This is a genomic window from Solimonas variicoloris DSM 15731, assembly GCF_000382285.1.
GTDB lineage: Bacteria > Pseudomonadota > Gammaproteobacteria > Nevskiales > Nevskiaceae > Solimonas > Solimonas variicoloris.
In genome coordinates, this window is sequence record NZ_KB907928.1 from 244,652 (window position 1) to 262,742 (window position 18,091).

Consider the following 18,091-nt stretch of genomic DNA (forward strand, 5'->3'; position numbering starts at 1 on the left):
ATGAGTTCTCACGCAATCACCAATATCGACCGGAAGACCTTCTTCCTGCGCGAGGAGCATCACACCGAAAACGGCACGATGCTCGGCTTCTGGCTGTACCTGATGAGCGACTGCCTCATCTTCTGCAGCCTGTTCGCGATGTTCGCGCTGTTCGGTCACAGCTATGCGGCCGGCCCGAGCGGCAAGGACCTGTTCGATCTCGAACTGGTCGCCGTCAACACCGGCCTGCTGCTGCTGTCGTCGATCACCTACGGCTTCGCGATGCTGCAGATGGCCCAGGGCAAGAAGAGCGGCACGCTGATCTGGCTGTTCATCACGCTGATCTTCGGCGCCGGCTTCCTCGGCATCGAGCTTTACGAGTTCCACCACCTGATCCACGAAGGCGCCGGTCCGCAGCGCAGCGCGTTCCTGTCGTCGTTCTTCACGCTGGTCGGCACGCACGGCGCGCACGTGTTCTTCGGCAGCATCTGGCTGGTGGTGCTGATGGTGCAGGTCGCCAAGCGTGGCCTGACCGAGGCCAACTGCCGCCGCCTGTCTTGCCTGTCGCTGTTCTGGCACTTCCTCGACGTGGTCTGGATCGGCGTGTTCACCTTCGTCTACCTGATGGGAGTCCTCTGATGAGCGCAGCGCACGACACCGCGCACGACGCGCACGGCCACGGTCATGAGCACGGCCATGGCCACGGCGGCGCGGCGCACGGCTCGCTGAAGAGCTACCTGACCGGCTTCATCCTGTCGGTCATCCTCACCGCGATTCCGTTCTGGCTGGTGATGGGCCACGTCTTCGAATCGCGCGACACGACGATCTTCGTGATCGTCGGCTTCGCCGCGGTGCAGGTCGTGGTGCACATGATCTACTTCCTGCACATGAACACGTCGTCGGAAGGCGGCTGGAACATGATCGCGCTGATTTTCACCACGATGCTGCTGGTGATCATTCTGGCCGGCTCGCTGTGGGTCATGTACCACATGAACGCCAACATGATGCCGACCGCCTCGCACGACATGCGGGATATGCCCTGAGTCGCGGCGCCGTCAGTGATCGGCAGGACCCCGCCGCGAACGCGCCGGCGGGGCGCAGCGCCGGCAGCCTCGTGCTGCTGGCGCTGTTGGCGTTATTGCTGTTCGCATTGTTCGTCACGCTGGGCCAGTGGCAGGTGCGGCGTCTGGCCTGGAAGCTCGAGCTGATCGAGCGCGTCGAGCGCCATCTGCAGGCCGAACCGGTCGCGGCGCCCGGGCGCGACACCTGGCCGGCGATCGCCGGCGGCGCGGTCGACGAGTATCTGAAGGTTCAGGTCGACGGCGTGTTCCTGAACGAACACGAGACCTTCGTGCAGGCGGTGACCGAGCGGGGGCCGGGCTTCTGGGTGCTGACGCCGCTGCGCAGCGCGGACGGCGCGCTTTATCTCGTCAATCGCGGCTTCGTCGACGCCGCGCACCGCGAGCCGGCGACGCGCGCGGCCGGGCAGGAGCCGGGCGAGGTGACGGTTACCGGTCTGCTGCGACGCACCGAGCCGCGCGGCGGCTTCCTGCGCCGCAACGACTCGGCCGGCGGCCGCTGGTACTCGCGCGACGTCGCCGCGATCGCTGCCGCCGACGGCCTGCCGGCCGCCGACGTGGCCCCGTATTTCATCGATGCCGACGCGCAGCCGAACGCCGGCGGCTGGCCGCTCGGCGGCCTGACCGTGCTGCGTTTTCACAACAGCCATCTCGTCTACGCCATCACCTGGTATACGCTCGCGCTGATGGTGGCCGGCGCGGCGGGGCTGGTCGGTCGCCAGGAATGGACCCGGCGCCGCGCGCGGCGCGCCTGATACCGCGGCGGCAGCCCGCCTTGACCATGCAGATGCTTTCCTCCGCCGGCCGACGCTCGCTGTTCGCCTCGCCGCGCGAGACGGTCGGCCAGCAGAATATGATGCAGCTGATCCAGCTGCGCTGGATCGCCGTCACCGGCCAGATCCTGACGATCGCCTACGTCACGCTGGCGTTCGACGTGCGCCTGCCGCTGGCGGCGATGTCGGCGGTGATCGGCGGGCTGGTGGTGCTGAACCTGTTCAGCCTGTGCCGGCCGCGCAAGCTCGGCGAGGTGCGCAACGGCGATCTGCTGGTCGGGCTGCTGTTCGACGTCGCCGCGCTGACCGCGCTGCTGTATCTCAGCGGCGGCGCCACCAATCCGTTCGTGTTCCTCTATCCGCTGCAGGTCACCGTCGGTGCGGTGATGCTGGAGGCCTGGTCGACATGGACGCTGGTCGGCGTCACCACGGCCTGCTTCCTCGGCCTGACGCGCTGGTATCTGCCGCTGTCGCTGCCGTACGGCGGCGTCACCGAACTGTTCCGGCTGCACATCATCGGCATGCTGATCTGCTTCGTGCTCGACGCCGGCCTGCTGGTGATCTTCGTCACCCGTATCAACCGCATCCTGCGTGCCCGCGATGCGCGTCTGGCGGCGCTGCGCCAGCGCGCCGCCGAGGAGGACCACATCGTGCGCATGGGCCTGCTCGCGTCCGGCGCCGCGCACGAACTCGGCACGCCGCTGGCGACGCTGTCGGTGATCCTCGGCGACTGGCGGCGCATGCCAGTGTTCCGCGACGACGCCGAGCTGCGCGCCGAGCTGGAGGACATGCAGGCCGAGGTGCAGCGCTGCAAGACCATCGTCACCGGCATCCTGCTGTCGGCCGGCGAGGCGCGCGGCGAGACGCTGAAAGTGACGACGGCGGTGCGTTTCTTCGACGAACTGGTCGCCGACTGGCGCGCGACGCGATCCGCCGCCGCGCTCGAATACGACAACGAGATCGACGAGGACGCGCGCATCGTCTCCGATACGGCGCTGCGCCAGATCATCTACAACGTGCTCGACAACGCCTTCGAGGCCTCTCCGGCCTGGGTCGGCATGCAGGTCGTGCGCGACGGCGAGACGCTGACGCTGACCGTCAGCGATCGCGGTCCGGGATTCGCGCCGGAGATGCTGACCCAGTTCGGCAAGCCGTATCAGTCGAGCAAGGGACGTCCGGGCGGCGGGCTCGGCCTGTTCCTGGTCGTCAACGTGGTGCGCAAGCTCGGCGGCCGCGTGCTGGCCGACAATCGTCCCGAGGGCGGGGCGCGCGTAACACTGCAACTGCCGCTCGCGGCGCTGGCGATCGGGGAAGACGATGAGCGAATCGACTGAAACGGAACTTCTGATCGTCGAGGACGACGCCGCCTTCGCGCGTACGCTGAAGCGCTCGTTCGAGCGGCGCGGCTACCGCGTGCTGCTGGCGACCAGCCCGGCCGAGGCGCAGGCGCTGCTGCAGGATTACGCGCCGCAGCGGGCCGTGGTCGACCTCAAGCTCGGCACGGCCTCGGGCCTGAGCGTGGTGCAGGCGCTGCACGAACACGATGCCGCCATGCAGATCGTCGTGCTGACCGGCTTCGCGAGCATCGCCACCGCGGTCGAGGCGATCAAGCTCGGTGCCTGTAACTATCTGGTCAAGCCGTCGAACACCGACGACATCGAGGCGGCGTTCGTGCAGCAGGCCGGCAAGGTCGACGTGCCGGTCGCGGCGCGACCGACTTCGATCAAGACGCTGGAATGGGAGCGCATCCACGAGGTGCTCGCCGAAACCGGCTTCAACGTCTCCGAGGCGGCCCGGCGCCTCGGCATGCACCGCCGCACGCTGGCGCGCAAGCTCGGCAAGCGCTGGGTGCCGGAGTCCTGAGGCGCGCGCCGGTTCAGGCCGGCGCGACGATCACCGCACGCAGCGGCGCGGGCCAGTCGAGCTCGGCAAGCCGCGCGTACATCGGGCTGTGGCGGGCCGCCGCCGCCATGCGCTCGAGCAGGGCGATGTCCTGCACCAGCAGCGCCGCATGCAGGCGGCGCACCGCCTCGGGTTCGTCGATGCTGTCGGCGACCGGCAGCAGCGCCGGCCACAGCTGATGTGCGTCGCTGAGCTGCACGATCTGGCGGATGCTGGCCTCGGCGCGCGACAGCGCGAGCTCGCCGAACTTGCGCCGCCAGCGCGGCTCCAGCTCGGCGATCAGGGACAGCGCTTCCGGCCACAACTCGCCGCCGCCGTCGAGCGCGGCATCGATGATGCCGCCGAAGCGGGCCTCCGGCAGGCGCTCGATCACGCGATCCAGACGCGTGCGGTCCTCGGCGTAGAACGCGACCTTGAGCAGCACGGCGTCGTCCGTCAGTCGTGCGACCGTCGCCAGCAAGGCGTCGAGGCCGAGAATGTCGACGAAGCGGCCCATCGTCACGTATTCGCCGCGGCGTGCGAGTTCCAGCGAGACCGCGACGCAGCGCTCGATCGGCATGCGCTCGACGACGGCGCGCGCGCGACGCGGGTCGAGCTCGAGGCAGAGATCGGCGAGGAACGCGTCCGGCAGGCGCCGGGCGATATCGAGCGCGGTATCCGCCGGCAGCAGGCCGGCGATGCGTGCGCACAGCAAGGGGCCGAGACTTTTCTCGGCGATCAGCGCGGCGATCGCCGCTGGCAGCAGCCGGGTCGCCGCGGCGATGCGCTGCAGGTGCTCGCGGTCGGCGTCGTAGAGCATCGCCGTGGCCCGCTCGCGCAGCTGCGCGAGCGGGCCGTGACCGACCGCCGCCAGCGCGTGCAGGCGTTCGCCGGGCACGTCGAGCAGGCGGGCGAGGCGCTGCAGTTCGGCGCGGGTGCGCAGGGTACTCATGGCGATCGGCTCCGGCTGCTACCGGATGCCGAGGATCTTGCGGACGGCGCCGCGCAGCAGCAGCGGCACATGCTGCAGCGCGCTGTCGGTGGCGGCCGCCATCTGCGCGCGCTGGCGCCGGCGCGCGTCGCGCAGCGCGTCGGCGAGCTGCTGCAGCGCGGGCACGTCGAGCGCGGCGAGGGCGTCCGGCGCGGGTGCGCCGAGTTCGCGGCTGACGATCTGGAGTTTGCTGGCTTTGCTGCTCATGTCCGGTCCGTGGGGCTTAAAAGAAGGCGGCCTTGCGGCCGCCGAAGAACACACATCCCCAACCTTTCATACTGCTTATCTGCTGCGCGCTTTGCGCTTGAGATTCGCCGGATCGAAATAAGAATCCGGGAAACGGATCTCGAAATCCGTGATCGCGTCCTCGTTGGCCAGCGTCGTCGCGAAGTAGCGCGTCGACTGCAGGTCGTAGATCAGTTCCGGAATGCCCGTCGTCGTCGGAATGAACGGCACCGTCAGCAGGTGCGCTTCCTGGACTTTCCAGAGCTGGCCGCGGCCATCGTAGCAATCCTCGGCGGCGATCGCCCAGCTGTCCTCGTCGATATAGAAGGTGCGCCGCGCGAAATTGTGGCGCATGCCCGGCTTGAGCGTCGCATCGACGACCCAGACGCGGTGCAGTTCGTAGCGGGCGAGGTCCTGGTTGATGTGATGCGGGCGCAGGATGTCGGCGTACTTCACCTTCGGCGAATTGATCTGGTACGAGTTGTACGGAATGTACATCTCCTTGCGGCCGACCAGCTTCCAGGTGTAGCGGTCGAGCGCGCCGTTGAAGACGTCGATCTGGTCGTTGTACTGCTCGTTGTCGGTACCGACCGCCGGATTGTCGTAGCCGACGTCGGGCGCGCGGTTGACGCGGCCGAGCCCCGGCGAATAGATCCAGGCGAGACGGCCGCCGGTCGACTGGTCCAGCGTCTCGTGCACCAGCGTGATCTGGCCGGCGACGCGCGGCGGCGAGACGACGGTGGACAGATAGTAGGCGAGCAGCTTCTGCGTGTTGGTGTCGCCCGGCTCATCGAGGTTCGCGTACTTGAACTTCACGTCCTCGATGATCTTCGTGATGATGTAGCTGCCGTCCGGTTTGACGATCGCCTGGTTGTTGAAGCGCTTGGCGGCCGAGCCCTTGTACTTGAGCTTGTGGTTCCAGACGACCTCGGCGCCCGACTTCGGGATCGGAAACGGAAAGCCGAGCCGTGCGTTCTTGATCGTGTCGGTGCCTTCGAGGCTGGCGCGGGTGGCGTTGTCGATCGTCGCCCGGTAGACGGCGTCCGGATAGAACGCCGTGCGCACCGACTTGTAGACGTTCATCTTGTACGTCGGGTACTTCTTCAGCAGCGCCTTGTGACCTTCGGTCAGTTTGTCGGCGTACTGCGCCATGTTGGCGGCGGTGATCGTCGCGACCGGCTTCAGATAGTCCGGCGCCATCGTGCCCTTGAACTTCGCTTCGAGCTCGTCGGGCTTGTTCTTGCGCAGGTCTTCAAGCTGGGCGCGCGTGTAGTGCTTGGTCTCTTCGGGGAAGTTCTTCTCGCCGGTCCAGCCGGGGATCGAGCCGTCGGCATTGCCCTGGCGGATCGCGCCAACCGGCGTCAGATCCTTGCCCAGATGCGCGGCTTCGTCGGGCGTGGCGGTGGCCCACGCGCCGGCGTTCACGGTCAAGGCGACGGCGGCCGCGAGCGCGGCCCGGTGCATCGGCTTCATCCCTCTCTCCTCCTGGAGCCGCCCTTCCTGGGCTGGCAGGCGCGGCTCTTGGCAGTCCGCTTGTGCGACGCAAGGTAAGAGACGGGCGGGGAGGCGTCCTTGGCTGCTCGGCGCCGGCGCTTGGCGGCAGGGCCAGTCGCTCAGCGGGCCGAGGCGCGTGCCAGGCGGCGATGCGAGCGCTTCTGTTCGCGGTATTGCACCGGCGTCATGTTCGACCAGCGCTTGAAGGCGCGGTAGAAGGTGCTGGGCTCGGAGAAGCCGGTCAGGTAGACGATGTTCTCGATCGGCTCATCGGTGCCGGCGAGCAGGCGCTTGGCGAGCGCGAAGCGGAAATCCGACAGCAGCTCGGAGAAGCTGGTGCCGGCGCGCGACAGCTCGAAGCGCAGGCGCCGCGTCGGCACGCCGAGCTCCTCGGCGACGTCCTCGAGCGTCAGCTGGTCGAGTTCGAGGCGCTGCGCGAACAGCTTCTGGATGCGCTCGATGAGGTCGTGGCGGCGCAGCTTGGACAGGCGCCGTTCGGCGAGATCCTCGTGCAGCTTGAGCAGGTCCGGATCCCAGCGCGGCGAGCGGTATTCGAGGATCGCCGGATCGAACCAGATCTCGCTCTCCGGCGCGCCGAAGCTGACCGGGCAGCCGAAGGTCTGGTCGTACTCGGCCTGGCCGGCGCGCTGGCTGCAGTGCAGCGAGACCCGCAGCGGCGCGAAGCGTTGTTCGGTGACGCTCTTGAGGAACTGGATCAGCTCGTAGACCACGCAGATTTCGGTATGGCGCAGCTGCGGCGCATCGGCCGCGGTGCCCTTGACCAGCGCGCGCGCGCCGTCGCCGTCGTGGACGATGCGCACGTTCAGCGCGTCGGACAGCAGGCGCAGGTACTTGAGTGCGCGCTCGACGCCCTCGCCGAGCGTGGCGCTGCTGAAGATCAGGTATTCGAGCACTTCGCCGTGGAACACCGGCAGGTGCTTGCACAGGTGCAGGCCGATCTCGGCATCGCCGGTGACGGCTTCGACGGTTTCCCAGAAGTAGGCCTGCAGCTGGTGCGGCGTGCGCATCTCGCGCAGCGGCAGTTCTTCGGCGTTGTAGCCGAGCCGCTCGTAGATAGCGTTGACCTTCAGGCCGGCGTTGACCATGCCGGTGTGAATGATCTCCAGGAAGTAACCCGAATCCCGCATGCGCGTGGTCCTATGGAAATGGTCCGAGGCTGTGCTGCCGATGCGACAGTTTGCCGAAATGACAACGCCAGGTCACGCTCGGGCAATGCCGCCCGGCAGGGGCACTGCTAGCGTCCGTCGCCATTACCCGCCGGCAGAGCGGGGTCATGGACGGGAGGAGCAAGGATGCGTTTGGCACGACACGCGTGGGTGCTGGCGCTCGCGGCGCCGGCGGCCGGCGCCGCTGACTGGCAGCTCGGCGACGTCAACTTCATGCTGAACAACCGCTTCAGTGCCGGCGCCGCGATACGCATGCAGGACATCGACTACCGGCACCAGATCGGCAAGCTCAACGTGCCGGGCCAGCAGGATCTCTGCGCCGCCGACAACTGTCTGTCGCTGACCGGTGATCCGGCGCCGAACCAGCGCCTGATCGACGCCAAGGGCGCGTTCAGCGGCGTCAACGGCGACGACGGCGATCTCAACTACCGGCAGCACGACATCGTCGCCGCGACCACCAAGCTGTCGGTGGACCTGACGCTGACCTGGAACGACTGGACCGCGCGCGTGCGCGGCCTCGGCTTCTTCGATCCGGTCAACAACGATTTCGACGAGCGCCACAACGACACCACCTACCAGCCGCGCCGCACCGAGCGGCCGGAGCAGATCGACCGCCGCTACGCTGAGGGCGCGCGCCTCTACGATGCCTATGTGCAGTACGCCTTCACCTGGGGCGAGCGCCAGGGCACGGTGTCGGTCGGCAGCCAGACGGTGCGCTGGGGCGAGAGCACCTTCGTCGCGCTCAACAGCATCGCCGAGGTCAATCCGCCGGACTCGAACATCCTGCACATGCCGGGCTCCGAGTTCAGCGAGGTGTTCCAGCCGGTGCCGGTCGCGCTGCTGTCGTCGGATCTGTTCGACGGTGTTTCGGCGGAGGTCTTCTACCAGCTCGGCTGGCGGCGCACGCGGCCGGATGCGCGCGGCAGCTTCTACTCGGACAGCGATATTGCCGGCGGCGGCCGCTACGCGATGTTCAGCCTCGGCCAGCTCGGCGAGGACCCGGACGGTATCGGCCATCTGGCTGGTCCGCTCGGCCTGATCAGCGGCACCTCGGCGCGCATGCTCGCGCACGAGGGGCGCGCATCGAACGACGGCCAGTACGGCGTGCGCCTGAACTACTTCGCCGACTGGCTCAACGGCGGCACCGAGCTGAGCCTCTACTACCTGAACTATCACTCGCGCCTGCCGTACGCCTCGGCGTACGCCGCCGACGATTCCTGCACGCGCGACGAGAGCAACGTGGTCAGCGCGTACTTCGCCTGCAACGGTTTCAACGGCACGCTGCCGCTGCCGAGGCCGCGGCCCGGCGATCCGCGCGGCGAGCCGCTGCCGCTCGACACCATCCGCCTCGCGCTCGAGTATCCCGAGGACATCCACCTGTTCGGCGTCAGCTTCAACACCAATGTCGGTGCCTGGTCGCTGGCCGGCGAGTACGCGTTCCGCGACAACCTGCCGGTGCAGATCCAGCTGACCGACGTGATCTTCACCGCCGCGCAGCCGGCGTTTCCGGTGCAGCAGTACTCGGTGACGCCGAACGGCCTCAGCGATCTCATCAACCTGCTGCCGACCGGCAGCGGCGGCCTCGGCGACATCGTCGAGCTGCTCGGTTCGACCTTCCCGTCGGCTGATGTCGCGGTGCCGAGCTTCATCAAGTCCTATCGCCACCTCGGCCGCATCGAGGCCGGCCAGTACGTGCGCGGCTACGAGCGACTGAAGGTCGGCCAGCTCGACCTGACGGCGATCCGTGCGTTCTCGGAGAATCCGTTCGGCGCCGACCAGATCATCCTGATCAGCGAGCTCGGCCTGACGCATGTGGTCGACATGCCGCGGCACGGCCAGATCCAGTTCGAGGGCTCCGGCGCCAGCCGTACGCACCACAGCCCGGGCGCCGACGGCACTGGCACCGCCGACGGTGAACCGGACACGCGCCGCCTCAATCCGACGCAGCAGAACCGCGGCTTCGCCGATTCGTTCGCCTGGGGGCTGCGCTTCGCGCTGCGCGCCGAGTACAACGACCTGCTGTTCGGCTGGAACTTCAAGCCGACGCTCGGCTACTTCTGGGACATCGGCGGCATCGCGCCGTCGCCGATGCAGAACTTCGTCGAGGGCCGCAAGGAAATCGCCGCCGGCACCGACATCAATTTCACCGAGGGGCTCAGCGCCCGCGTGCTCTACCAGTGGTACACGGGCGGTGGCGGCTACAACACCCGCCGCGACCGCGACAATCTCGCGCTGAGCTTCAGCTACGCGTTCTGAGGCGTCGCCGGCGCTGCCGCGGGTGGTCCGCCGGTCACCGCGCAAAGAAAAAGGGGCCGCGCTGCGGCCCCTTTTCGTGCGGCTGGCGGCGCGCGCCGCCGGTTCTTACTCCATCACCTTCAGTTCGACGCGGCGGTTGTTCTCGCGGCCCTGCTCGGTGTCGTTGCTCTCGATCGGCTGGCTCTCGCCGTAGCCGACCGGCGACATGCGCGCGACGGCGACGCCGTGCTCGGCGAGGAAGGCCTTGACCACGCGCGCGCGGCGCTCGGAGAGGCCCTGGTTGTAGGCGTCCGAGCCGATGTTGTCGGTGTGGCCCTGGATCTCGACCTTGACGTCCGGATAGGCCTGCAGCGTCTCGGCGACCTGCGCGAGCACGGTCTTGGCGTCGTCGGTCAGGCGGTCGGAGTCGAACTCGAATTTCACGCCCTTGAGCACGAAGCGCTTGTCGACCGCGCAGCCGTTTTCGTCGACCTGTTCGCCGGCCTTCGGCGTGCGGCAGTCGCCGACCAGCGCGCAGCCGTTGGCGAGCACCTTGGCGCCGGCCGGGGTGTGCGGGCATTCGTCGACCGTGTCGAGCACGCCGTCGCCGTCACCGTCGAGCGGGCAGCCCTTGTCGTCGACCTGCAGGCCGGCCGGCGTGTCCGGGCACTGGTCGGCGCGGTCCGCCACGCCGTCGCCGTCGGCATCGGCCTCGCAGCCGTTGGCGTCGACCACGGCGCCGGCCGGCGTGCTCGGGCACTGGTCGGCGTCGTTCGGCACGCCGTCGTTGTCATCGTCCGCGGACGTGGTCGCCGCGATCTCGGTGCCGCTGTCCTGCGCCTGTTCCTCGGGCAGACCGAACGGGAACAGCAGGCCGAGGTTGTAGACGCCCTCGGCGAAGTTCGAATCCTTGCCCTTGGCGCCGGTCGGCTCGCTGCCCTTGGCGTCGGTCCGGTAGCGCGCCTCGGCGCGGATCATGATGTGGCGCGTGACCGGCTGCAGGTAGCCGAGGCCGACGTCGAACACGGTCGAGTCGTAGTTGGCGCGCGGTCCGGGCAGGTCGCTGGTGTGGCCGACCATCAGCGACACCACGCCGAACAGGTTCGGCAGCGTCTGCGACGGGAAGAACAGCGCGCTGGCGCCGTAGCCGTTGAGCTCGGCGCTGCCGCCGCCGCTCTTGGCGTCCATCGTCGAATAGAAGCCGGTCGCTTCGAGCGTCAGGCCCCAGGTCAGCTTCTTGCCGACCGAGAGGATGCCGCCGAGGCCGCCGTCGGTGCCGCGGTCGCTGTCCGAGTCGGTGTACGAGAACATCGGCGAGACGTACCACGGCGTGCCTTCGAGCCCGCGCGGGCCCTTTTCGGTGCTTTCGTCCTGCGCCCAGCCCTGGCCGGCGCCGAGCAGCGCGCACAGCAGGCCGATTACCTTGAGTCCCTTCATGGCATCCCCCAGTGGATTTGTTTTGAGAATCGCTCCGCTCGACTATAGCAGCGCCTCCAGCGGGCCGCCGCGCTGCGCGCGGACCACGCGACGGGCGTGGCGGCAACGTATAATCTCGGCCCTTTTCCCCTTGAAGACATCGCATCCGCAATGGAAGCGCATCAGTTACGCAATGAGGTGACGGCCCTGCAAGCGCGTTTCGACGCGCTGCGGGGCTATCTTTGACTACGAAACCAAGCGGGACCGCCTGGTCGAAGTCAACGCCGAGCTCGAGCGCGGCGAGGTCTGGAACAATCCGGAGTACGCCCAGAACCTGGGCCGCGAGCGCGCCAAGCTCGAGGACGTGATCCAGCCGATCGAGTCGGCCGACAACGGCCTCAAGGACGCGCTCGACCTGCTCGACCTCGCCGAGGCCGAGAACGACCAGGCCACCGTCGACGAGGTCGCCCGCGACGTCGCCCGCTTCGAGAAGATGGCGGCCGACATGGAGTTCCGCCGCATGTTCAGCGGCGAGCTCGACAACGCCAACGCCTATCTCGACGTGCAGGCCGGCTCCGGCGGCACCGAAGCCCAGGATTGGGCCGAGATACTGGCGCGCATGTACATCCGCTGGGCCGAGGCCAAGGGCTTCAAGGTCGAGCTGATGGAGCGCTCGGACGGCGAAGTCGCCGGCATCAAGTCGGCGACGCTCTACATCCAGGGCCCGTACGCCTACGGCTGGCTGCGTACCGAAACCGGCGTGCATCGCCTGGTGCGCAAATCGCCGTTCGACTCGGGCAACCGCCGCCACACCTCGTTCGCCGGCGTGTTCGTCGCGCCGGAAGTCGATGACGACATCGACATCGAGATCAATCCGGCGGACCTGGAAGTCGCGACCTACCGCTCGTCCGGTGCCGGCGGCCAGCACGTCAACAAGACCGAGTCGGCGATCCGCATCAAGCACGTGCCGAGCGGCATCGTCGTCGCCTGCCAGACCGAGCGCAGCCAGCACGCCAACCGCGATCGCGCGATGAAGATGCTCAAGGCGCGTCTGTACGAGCAGGAAATCCAGAAGCGCAACGCGCAGAAGCAGGCGCTCGAGGATTCCAAGAGCGACATCGAGTGGGGCAGCCAGATCCGCTCGTACGTGCTCGATCAGTCGCGCATCAAGGATCTGCGCACCGGCGTCGAGATCGCCGACACGCAGAAAGTGCTGGACGGTCACCTCGACCCGTTCATCGAGGCGAGCCTCAAGCAAGGATTGTGAGAATGAGCGAAGAACAGAAGCCCGCGACCGCGGCCGCCGAGGGCGCCGCGCCCGTCGACGAGAACTACGTCATCGCCGCCCGCCGCGACAAGCTCGACAAGCTGCGCGCCGCCGGCAGCGCTTACCCGAACACCTTCCGCCGCGACACGCTGGCCGAGTACCTGCACGGCTGCTACGGCGAGCGCGACGCGGCGGCGCTGGAGACCGAGACGCAGGTCTTCGCGCTCGCCGGCCGCCTGATCGCCAAGCGCGTGATGGGCAAGGCCAGCTTCGGCCAGCTGCAGGACATGTCCGGCCGCATCCAGATCTTCGTGCAGCAGAACGCGGTCGGCGCCGAGGCCTACGACGCCTTCAAGCACTACGACGTCGGCGACATCCTCGGCGTGCGCGGCACGGTGTTCAAGACCAAGACCGGCGAACTGTCGGTCAAGGCGCAGACGGTGGAGCTGCTGGTCAAGGGCATCCGGCCGCTGCCGGAGAAGTGGGCCGGCCTCACCGATACCGAGATCCGCTACCGCCAGCGCTATGTCGACCTGATCGTCAATCCGGAGGTGAAGCGCACCTTCGAGAAGCGCGGCCAGACGGTGCGCTTCATCCGCAACTTTCTCGACACGCTCGGCTTCATCGAAGTCGAGACGCCGATGCTGCAGCCGATTCCCGGCGGTGCGACGGCGCGGCCGTTCATCACCCATCACAACGCGCTCGACCGCGATCTCTACCTGCGCATTGCGCCGGAGCTGTTCCTCAAGCGCCTCGTGGTCGGCGGCTTCGAGAAGGTCTACGAGATCAACCGCAACTTCCGCAACGAGGGGCTGTCGACGCGACACAACCCCGAGTTCACGATGCTGGAGTTCTACCAGGCCTACGCCGACTACAAGGACGCGATGGATCTGGTCGAGACGCTGATCCGCGATCTGACGCTGACGGTGAACGGCAGTGGCAAGCTCAGCTATCAGGGTCGCGACTACGACCTCGAGCAGCCGTTCCGGCGCATTTCGATGCTCGACGCCGTGATCGCATACAACACGCCGATCGCGGACGAATCGCGGACGCCGAGCGGCTACGAGCCGCTCGACGCCGAGCAGCTGCGCAACATGAACGAGGTCTACATGCAGCAGGTGCTCGGCGCCTGGGGCGTGAAGACCAAGGGCATGGGCCCGGGCAAGCTGCTGACGGAAATCTTCGAGAAGACGGTCGAGCCGAACCTGTTCGATCCGACCTTCATCACCGAATACCCGACCGAGGTGTCGCCGCTGGCGCGCCGCAACGACGAGAATCCGGACGTCACCGACCGCTTCGAGTTCTTCATCGGCGGCCGCGAAGTCGCCAACGGCTTCTCGGAGCTCAACGACGCCGACGATCAGGCCGCGCGCTTCAAGGCGCAGGTCGCCGCCAAAGATGCCGGCGACGACGAGGCGATGGTCTACGACGCCGACTACATCCGCGCGCTCGAATACGGCCTGCCGCCGACCGCCGGCGTCGGCATCGGCATCGATCGCCTGGTGATGTTCCTGACCGACTCGCCGAGCATTCGCGACGTGCTGCTGTTTCCGCAGATGCGGCCCGAGGCATAAGGGCTTCGCGGCGGCAGCCGCGTTCGCTGCCTGGCATCGACCGGCGGCGCGCGGCGTGAGCAGGCGGGGTCCCGGCCCGGCCGGTTCCCCGGGCAGACCCGACGGGCAGGGGCTGCCTCTGACGCGCGGCCGCCGCGGCGGCCCGCGCCCGGCCGGACCCAGCGCGGCGCGCGCCCGGCGTCGCCCGCCGCCGCGGCGGAGCGCGGTGAACGAAGCGGCGCCGCGCCACGGCCCCGCAAGCGAACGAGGAGCGGATGGATCGTCAGCTGCGCATCTGGATCGTCGCCGCCGCCGCGATCATCGCGATCGGGCCGTTCTCGATCGACATGTACCTGCCGAGCTTCCCGGCGCTGCAGGCGCACTTCGGCGCCGACGCGGCCGCCGTGCAGGCGACGCTGTCGACCTTCTTCGCCGGACTGGCGATCGGCCAGCTCGTCTACGGTCCGCTCGCCGACCGCTACGGGCGACGCAAGCCGCTGCTGTTCGGCCTGGCGCTTTACGCGCTGGCCTCGGCCGGCTGCATCTTCGCGCCGAGCATCGAGGGCCTGGCGCTGCTGCGCTTCATGCAGGCGCTCGGCGGCTCGGCCGGCATGGTCATCGTCCGTGCGATGGTGCGCGACCGCTTCCCGCCGCAGCAGATGGCGCAGGTGCTGTCGGCAATGATGGCGGTGATGGGCATCGCCCCGGTGCTGGCGCCGACCATCGGCGGACAGGTCTTCCACGCCTTCGGCTGGCAGGGCATCTTCGCGGCGCTGACGCTGTTCGGCGCGTTCTGCATGCTGCTTGCCGCGCGCGTGCTGCCGGAGACCATCGCCCAGCGTCGCGCGCATGGCGTCGCCGAGGTCGCGCGCAGCTACCTGCACCTGCTCGGCCATCGCCGCTTCATGGGCTATGCGCTGGCCGGCGGTACTGCGCAGGGGGCAATGTTCGCGTACATCTCGGTCGCCGCCTTCGTCTTCATCGACGCCTACCAGCTGAGTCCGCTGCATTTCTCCTGGCTGTTCGGCATGAACGCCGCGGGCCTGATCGTCGCCTCGCAGCTCAATGCGCTGGCGCTGCGGCGCCTGCCGGCGCAGCGCGTGATGCGGCGCGCGCTGGCGAGCAGCGCCGGCGCCAGCTGCGTGCTGCTGCTCGACGCCGTGACCGGCTTCGGCGGCCTCGCCGGCATCGTCGTGCCGCTGTTCTTCGCCATCGCCAGCCTCGGCTTCTCGTTCCCGAACGCGACCGCGGCGGCGATGGCGCCGTTCGGCGATCGCGCCGGCATCGCCTCGGCGCTGCTCGGCACGCTGCAGTTCACGATCGCCGCCGCCACCGGCGCGATCGCCGGCGCGCTGCATGACGGCACGCCGGTGCCGATGGGCGCGGTGATGGCCGCCTGCGGCATCACCGCGGTGACGTTGCTGCACCTGCTGGTGCCGAAGGTTTCGGCCGAGTTGTAGGGCGCTCTGCTACGGCACCGCGATGCGGCGCTCGTAGCCGTTGCGGCGCGCCTGCAGTTGACGTGTGCGCTCGGCAGCGCTGACGCGGCGGGTGCCGGCCGGCAGCACGCTGTCGAGATCGGCCAGCTTGACCACCCGGGCTTCAACCGCCGGGCCGCCGCGCGCGGGCGCTTCGGCTGGCAGGTTCTGCCAGCGGACCATGATCGTGCCCTCGTGCAGGCCGACCGGGTCGAGCCAGTTCTGCACGCCGGGATCGGCGATCGAGACGACGAAGGTGTAGCGACCGTCAAGGTCGGCGACAGCCTGGCGGTTGTTCAGGCTCGACTGATGGCCGACCGGATCGGCGGTGACCAGCCACGGGTCGGTGACCGGCACCACGAAGTAGCCGGCGCCGCCGTCCTGCAGGGTGATCACCAGCGCCTCGTCGTCGTCGAGTGAGAAGTGTCCGAACGAGCTGGCCTGCGTCACCAGCGTGCCGAGCGTCGACGACTGTTGCGGCGACGGCAGCGTGTTGACGGGGTTGACCATCGTCTTGATGCCGAGCGCGCCGATGCCGTAGAAGAAGCCGCTCTCGAGCAGATTCTGCGTCGCGGTGGCGCGAATGTCGTCGTCGCTCGGCGCTGCCGCGCCCGGTGCCGGGCCAAGGCGCTCGACGGTCAGCGTGTCCGGCGTGTCGCGCGACCAGTCGCCGAGGTTGTTGCGCACGAACAGTTGCCGGGCGCTGGCGTCGGACTGAATGTGGTTGACGCAGCCGTTCGCCGGATCGGCGTCGATCGTGATCGTGTAGTCGCCGTCGGCGTCGATCGCCAGATCCGGCCCGTTGATGTAATCGATCGTGTTCTGCGAGTTCGGATTGCTGATCAGCGAGAAAGTGACGTCGGCCGGGCCGTGCGCGTGGCGGTGGCCGCGAAGCACGTAGCGCTCGCCGCCGTCGATCGGGATCGTCCGGTAGATGTTGTCCGGATTGTCGTAGGAGTAGCGGCCGCCCGGCACCTGCAGTCCGAACCATGTCTTCGGCGCGGCGTTATTGACCCAGTAGACCTGCGGCCGCAGCGCGTCGTCGTTGACCGCCTTCTGGATCGCGCTGAAGGCCAGCTCGTCGATCGCGGCGTCGAGCCGGGCGGCAGCTTCGTCGCTGATCGGCAGGCCATGCGCGATCTGGTACTGGCTCTTGGCCAGGCCCTTGGCGACCGCGAAGTCGCTGCTGTCGCGGATTGCGATCGCACGGGCGTCGAGCGCGCGCTGTGCATCCGCCGCCAGCGGATTGTCTTCCGTGGCCGGATCGCTACCGCTGCCGCAGGCGGCCAGGACGGCGGCGAGCAGGACGGTGGCCGCGAAGTGGATGCGCGGCGCAAAAGAACCCCGTGCCGGCGCGCGGCCGGCATTCGAAAACACTGGCATCGGATATCTCCGTCAGCCGCTGCGGCTGCGCTTGCGGTACTCGGCCGGCGCGTTCGGCACCACGTCCGGCAGCGTGCCGTCGCCGCTGCGCGCCTGCCGCGGGAAAACGCTGAACTGGTTGAGGCGCAGGCGCACGTGCTGCTGCGGACGCAGCGTCTGCGTGTCGTAGTGCAGATGTGGCACCTCGATCTCGATCGCCTGGCCGGATGCGGTCACCGCCTCGCAGCGCAGGATCGGTCCGGTGCGCTGCGTGCTGCGGATGACCGCGTCGAAGCCGGGCGCGCCCGCGTCGGTGACGCGCAGGTCGCCGGGCCGCACGTAGACGTCGACCGGGCCGGAGCCGTGCAGGCTGGCGGTGACGATCGGCGTGTCCTGGCCGTCGACGTAGACCTCGCGGCCGCGCACTTCGCCCGGCAGCACGTTGGTGTTGCCGAGGAAGTCGAACACGAACGGCGTCGCCGGCTGCTCGTAGACCTCGTCGGTGGTGCCGACCTGCTCGATGCGGCCGCGGTTCATGACGACGACGCGGTCGGCGAGTTCGAGCGCCTCTTCCTGGTCATGCGTGACGAAGATCGTGGTCACGCCGGTCTTGTCGTGCAGCTGGCGCAGCCAGCGCCTCAGGTCCTTGCGCACCTTGGCGTCGAGCGCGCCGAACGGCTCGTCGAGCAGCAGCACGCGCGGCTCGATCGCCAGCGCGCGAGCGAGCGCCACGCGCTGACGCTGGCCGCCGGACAGCTGCGCCGGATAGCGCTTTTCGAGGCCGGCGAGCTGTACGAGCTCGATCAGTTCGCGGGCCCGTTCGCGGATGATCGCTTCCGGCGGCCGCTCGCGGCGTTCGCGTACGCGCAGGCCGAAGGCGACGTTGTCGAGCACGGTCATGTGCTTGAACAGCGCGTAGTGCTGGAACACGAAACCGACGCGGCGCTCGCGGATCGGGCGGCCGGCCATGTCCTCCTCGCCGAACACGATCGCGCCGCGGTCGGGAAATTCCAGGCCGGCGATCACGCGCAGCAGCGTGGTCTTGCCCGAGCCCGACGGGCCGAGCAGGGCGACCAGCTCGCCGGAGGCGATGTCGAGATCGACGCCGCCGAGCGCGGGGAAGCTGCCGAAAGCCTTGTGGATGCCGCGAATCTTGATGTCCATGTTGCTT

At 68.4% G+C, this 18,091-nt stretch carries 16 protein-coding genes; 9 read left to right on the top strand and 7 right to left on the bottom strand.

What is annotated here, in order from left to right; translation table 11 throughout:
• The 5 genes from cyoC (at nt 1) to H149_RS0107390 (ending at nt 3,694) form a co-directional block, all read left to right on the top strand.
• Nucleotides 1-618 (top strand): cytochrome o ubiquinol oxidase subunit III, encoded by a 618-nt coding sequence (cyoC, locus tag H149_RS0107370; RefSeq protein ID WP_020649105.1) that lies wholly within the window; start codon nt 1-3, stop codon nt 616-618.
• On the top strand, nt 618-1,022 hold the full coding sequence (gene cyoD, locus H149_RS0107375) for a cytochrome o ubiquinol oxidase subunit IV (RefSeq protein WP_020649106.1): 405 nt from the start codon (nt 618-620) through the stop codon (nt 1,020-1,022). Before cyoC ends, cyoD begins: the two co-directional genes overlap by 1 nt.
• A 74-nt stretch (nt 1,023-1,096) precedes the next feature.
• Nucleotides 1,097-1,813: an SURF1 family protein gene (locus H149_RS0107380; RefSeq protein WP_154654690.1), complete on the top strand. Its 717-nt coding sequence runs from the start codon at nt 1,097-1,099 to the stop codon at nt 1,811-1,813.
• 26 nt (nt 1,814-1,839) lie between these two features.
• Nucleotides 1,840-3,165, top strand: coding sequence for an ATP-binding protein (locus H149_RS0107385; protein ID WP_436278842.1), 1,326 nt, complete (start codon nt 1,840-1,842; stop codon nt 3,163-3,165).
• Nucleotides 3,149-3,694 (top strand): response regulator transcription factor, encoded by a 546-nt coding sequence (locus H149_RS0107390; RefSeq protein WP_020649109.1) that lies wholly within the window; start codon nt 3,149-3,151, stop codon nt 3,692-3,694. The genes H149_RS0107385 and H149_RS0107390 overlap by 17 nt, the downstream gene beginning before the upstream one ends.
• A 13-nt stretch (nt 3,695-3,707) precedes the next feature.
• On the opposite strand, the gene H149_RS22070 is transcribed toward H149_RS0107390, so the two are convergent.
• The 4 genes from H149_RS22070 to H149_RS0107410 form a co-directional block, all read right to left on the bottom strand.
• On the bottom strand, nt 3,708-4,664 hold the full coding sequence (locus H149_RS22070; protein WP_020649110.1) for a hypothetical protein: 957 nt from the start codon (nt 4,662-4,664) through the stop codon (nt 3,708-3,710).
• 18 nt (nt 4,665-4,682) lie between these two features.
• Nucleotides 4,683-4,910 carry a hypothetical protein gene (locus tag H149_RS0107400; RefSeq protein ID WP_020649111.1) on the bottom strand — a complete coding sequence of 76 codons (228 nt, stop codon included), beginning with the start codon at nt 4,908-4,910 and terminating at the stop codon, nt 4,683-4,685.
• 75 nt (nt 4,911-4,985) lie between these two features.
• Nucleotides 4,986-6,401 carry a DUF1329 domain-containing protein gene (locus H149_RS0107405; protein ID WP_020649112.1) on the bottom strand — a complete coding sequence of 472 codons (1,416 nt, stop codon included), beginning with the start codon at nt 6,399-6,401 and terminating at the stop codon, nt 4,986-4,988.
• Nucleotides 6,402-6,541: 140 nt separating this feature from the next.
• On the bottom strand, nt 6,542-7,570 hold the full coding sequence (locus H149_RS0107410) for an AraC family transcriptional regulator (RefSeq protein WP_020649113.1): 1,029 nt from the start codon (nt 7,568-7,570) through the stop codon (nt 6,542-6,544).
• Nucleotides 7,571-7,735: 165 nt separating this feature from the next.
• Here H149_RS0107410 and H149_RS0107415 point away from each other — a divergent pair, with 165 nt between their 5' ends.
• Nucleotides 7,736-9,865 carry a DUF1302 domain-containing protein gene (locus H149_RS0107415; protein ID WP_083930867.1) on the top strand — a complete coding sequence of 710 codons (2,130 nt, stop codon included), beginning with the start codon at nt 7,736-7,738 and terminating at the stop codon, nt 9,863-9,865.
• Between the two features lie 105 nt (nt 9,866-9,970).
• On the opposite strand, the gene H149_RS24200 is transcribed toward H149_RS0107415, so the two are convergent.
• A complete protein-coding gene (locus H149_RS24200) occupies nt 9,971-11,281 on the bottom strand; it encodes an OmpA family protein (protein WP_020649115.1) in 1,311 nt (436 codons plus the stop codon).
• A gap of 150 nt (nt 11,282-11,431) precedes the next feature.
• On the opposite strand from H149_RS24200, the gene prfB reads away from it, so the two are divergent.
• From prfB to H149_RS0107435, 3 genes are all read left to right on the top strand, one after another.
• A protein-coding gene (gene prfB / locus H149_RS0107425; protein ID WP_154654684.1) for a peptide chain release factor 2 occupies nt 11,432-12,527 on the top strand; the annotation gives its coding sequence in 2 pieces (ribosomal slippage) (nt 11,432-11,503 and nt 11,505-12,527; 1,095 coding nt in all).
• Between the two features lie 2 nt (nt 12,528-12,529).
• Nucleotides 12,530-14,101 carry a lysine--tRNA ligase gene (gene lysS, locus H149_RS0107430; protein WP_020649117.1) on the top strand — a complete coding sequence of 524 codons (1,572 nt, stop codon included), beginning with the start codon at nt 12,530-12,532 and terminating at the stop codon, nt 14,099-14,101.
• A gap of 254 nt (nt 14,102-14,355) precedes the next feature.
• Entirely contained in the window at nt 14,356-15,540 is a 1,185-nt protein-coding gene (locus H149_RS0107435) for a multidrug effflux MFS transporter (RefSeq protein ID WP_020649118.1), read from the top strand.
• Between the two features lie 9 nt (nt 15,541-15,549).
• Here H149_RS0107435 and H149_RS0107440 read toward each other — a convergent pair whose 3' ends face one another.
• Nucleotides 15,550-16,941 (bottom strand): hypothetical protein, encoded by a 1,392-nt coding sequence (locus tag H149_RS0107440; protein ID WP_020649119.1) that lies wholly within the window; start codon nt 16,939-16,941, stop codon nt 15,550-15,552.
• A 12-nt stretch (nt 16,942-16,953) separates the two neighbouring features.
• Nucleotides 16,954-18,084 (bottom strand): sulfate/molybdate ABC transporter ATP-binding protein, encoded by a 1,131-nt coding sequence (locus H149_RS0107445; RefSeq protein WP_020649120.1) that lies wholly within the window; start codon nt 18,082-18,084, stop codon nt 16,954-16,956.
• Between the last annotated feature and the right edge of the window lie 7 nt (nt 18,085-18,091).

Bases quoted from the DNA above. Each gene is read 5' to 3' on its own strand.
- cyoC (WP_020649105.1), top strand. From the start codon at position 1: ATGAGTTCTCACGCAATCACCAATATCGACCGGAAGACCTTCTTCCTG.
- cyoD (WP_020649106.1), top strand. From the start codon at position 618: ATGAGCGCAGCGCACGACACCGCGCACGACGCGCACGGCCACGGTCAT.
- H149_RS0107385 (WP_436278842.1), top strand. From the start codon at position 1,840: ATGCAGATGCTTTCCTCCGCCGGCCGACGCTCGCTGTTCGCCTCGCCG.
- H149_RS0107390 (WP_020649109.1), top strand. From the start codon at position 3,149: ATGAGCGAATCGACTGAAACGGAACTTCTGATCGTCGAGGACGACGCC.
- H149_RS22070 (WP_020649110.1), bottom strand. From the start codon at position 4,664: ATGAGTACCCTGCGCACCCGCGCCGAACTGCAGCGCCTCGCCCGCCTG.
- H149_RS0107400 (WP_020649111.1), bottom strand. From the start codon at position 4,910: ATGAGCAGCAAAGCCAGCAAACTCCAGATCGTCAGCCGCGAACTCGGC.
- H149_RS0107405 (WP_020649112.1), bottom strand. From the start codon at position 6,401: ATGAAGCCGATGCACCGGGCCGCGCTCGCGGCCGCCGTCGCCTTGACC.
- H149_RS0107410 (WP_020649113.1), bottom strand. From the start codon at position 7,570: ATGCGGGATTCGGGTTACTTCCTGGAGATCATTCACACCGGCATGGTC.
- H149_RS0107415 (WP_083930867.1), top strand. From the start codon at position 7,736: ATGCGTTTGGCACGACACGCGTGGGTGCTGGCGCTCGCGGCGCCGGCG.
- H149_RS24200 (WP_020649115.1), bottom strand. From the start codon at position 11,281: ATGAAGGGACTCAAGGTAATCGGCCTGCTGTGCGCGCTGCTCGGCGCC.
- lysS (WP_020649117.1), top strand. From the start codon at position 12,530: ATGAGCGAAGAACAGAAGCCCGCGACCGCGGCCGCCGAGGGCGCCGCG.
- H149_RS0107435 (WP_020649118.1), top strand. From the start codon at position 14,356: ATGGATCGTCAGCTGCGCATCTGGATCGTCGCCGCCGCCGCGATCATC.
- H149_RS0107440 (WP_020649119.1), bottom strand. From the start codon at position 16,941: ATGCCAGTGTTTTCGAATGCCGGCCGCGCGCCGGCACGGGGTTCTTTT.
- H149_RS0107445 (WP_020649120.1), bottom strand. From the start codon at position 18,084: ATGGACATCAAGATTCGCGGCATCCACAAGGCTTTCGGCAGCTTCCCC.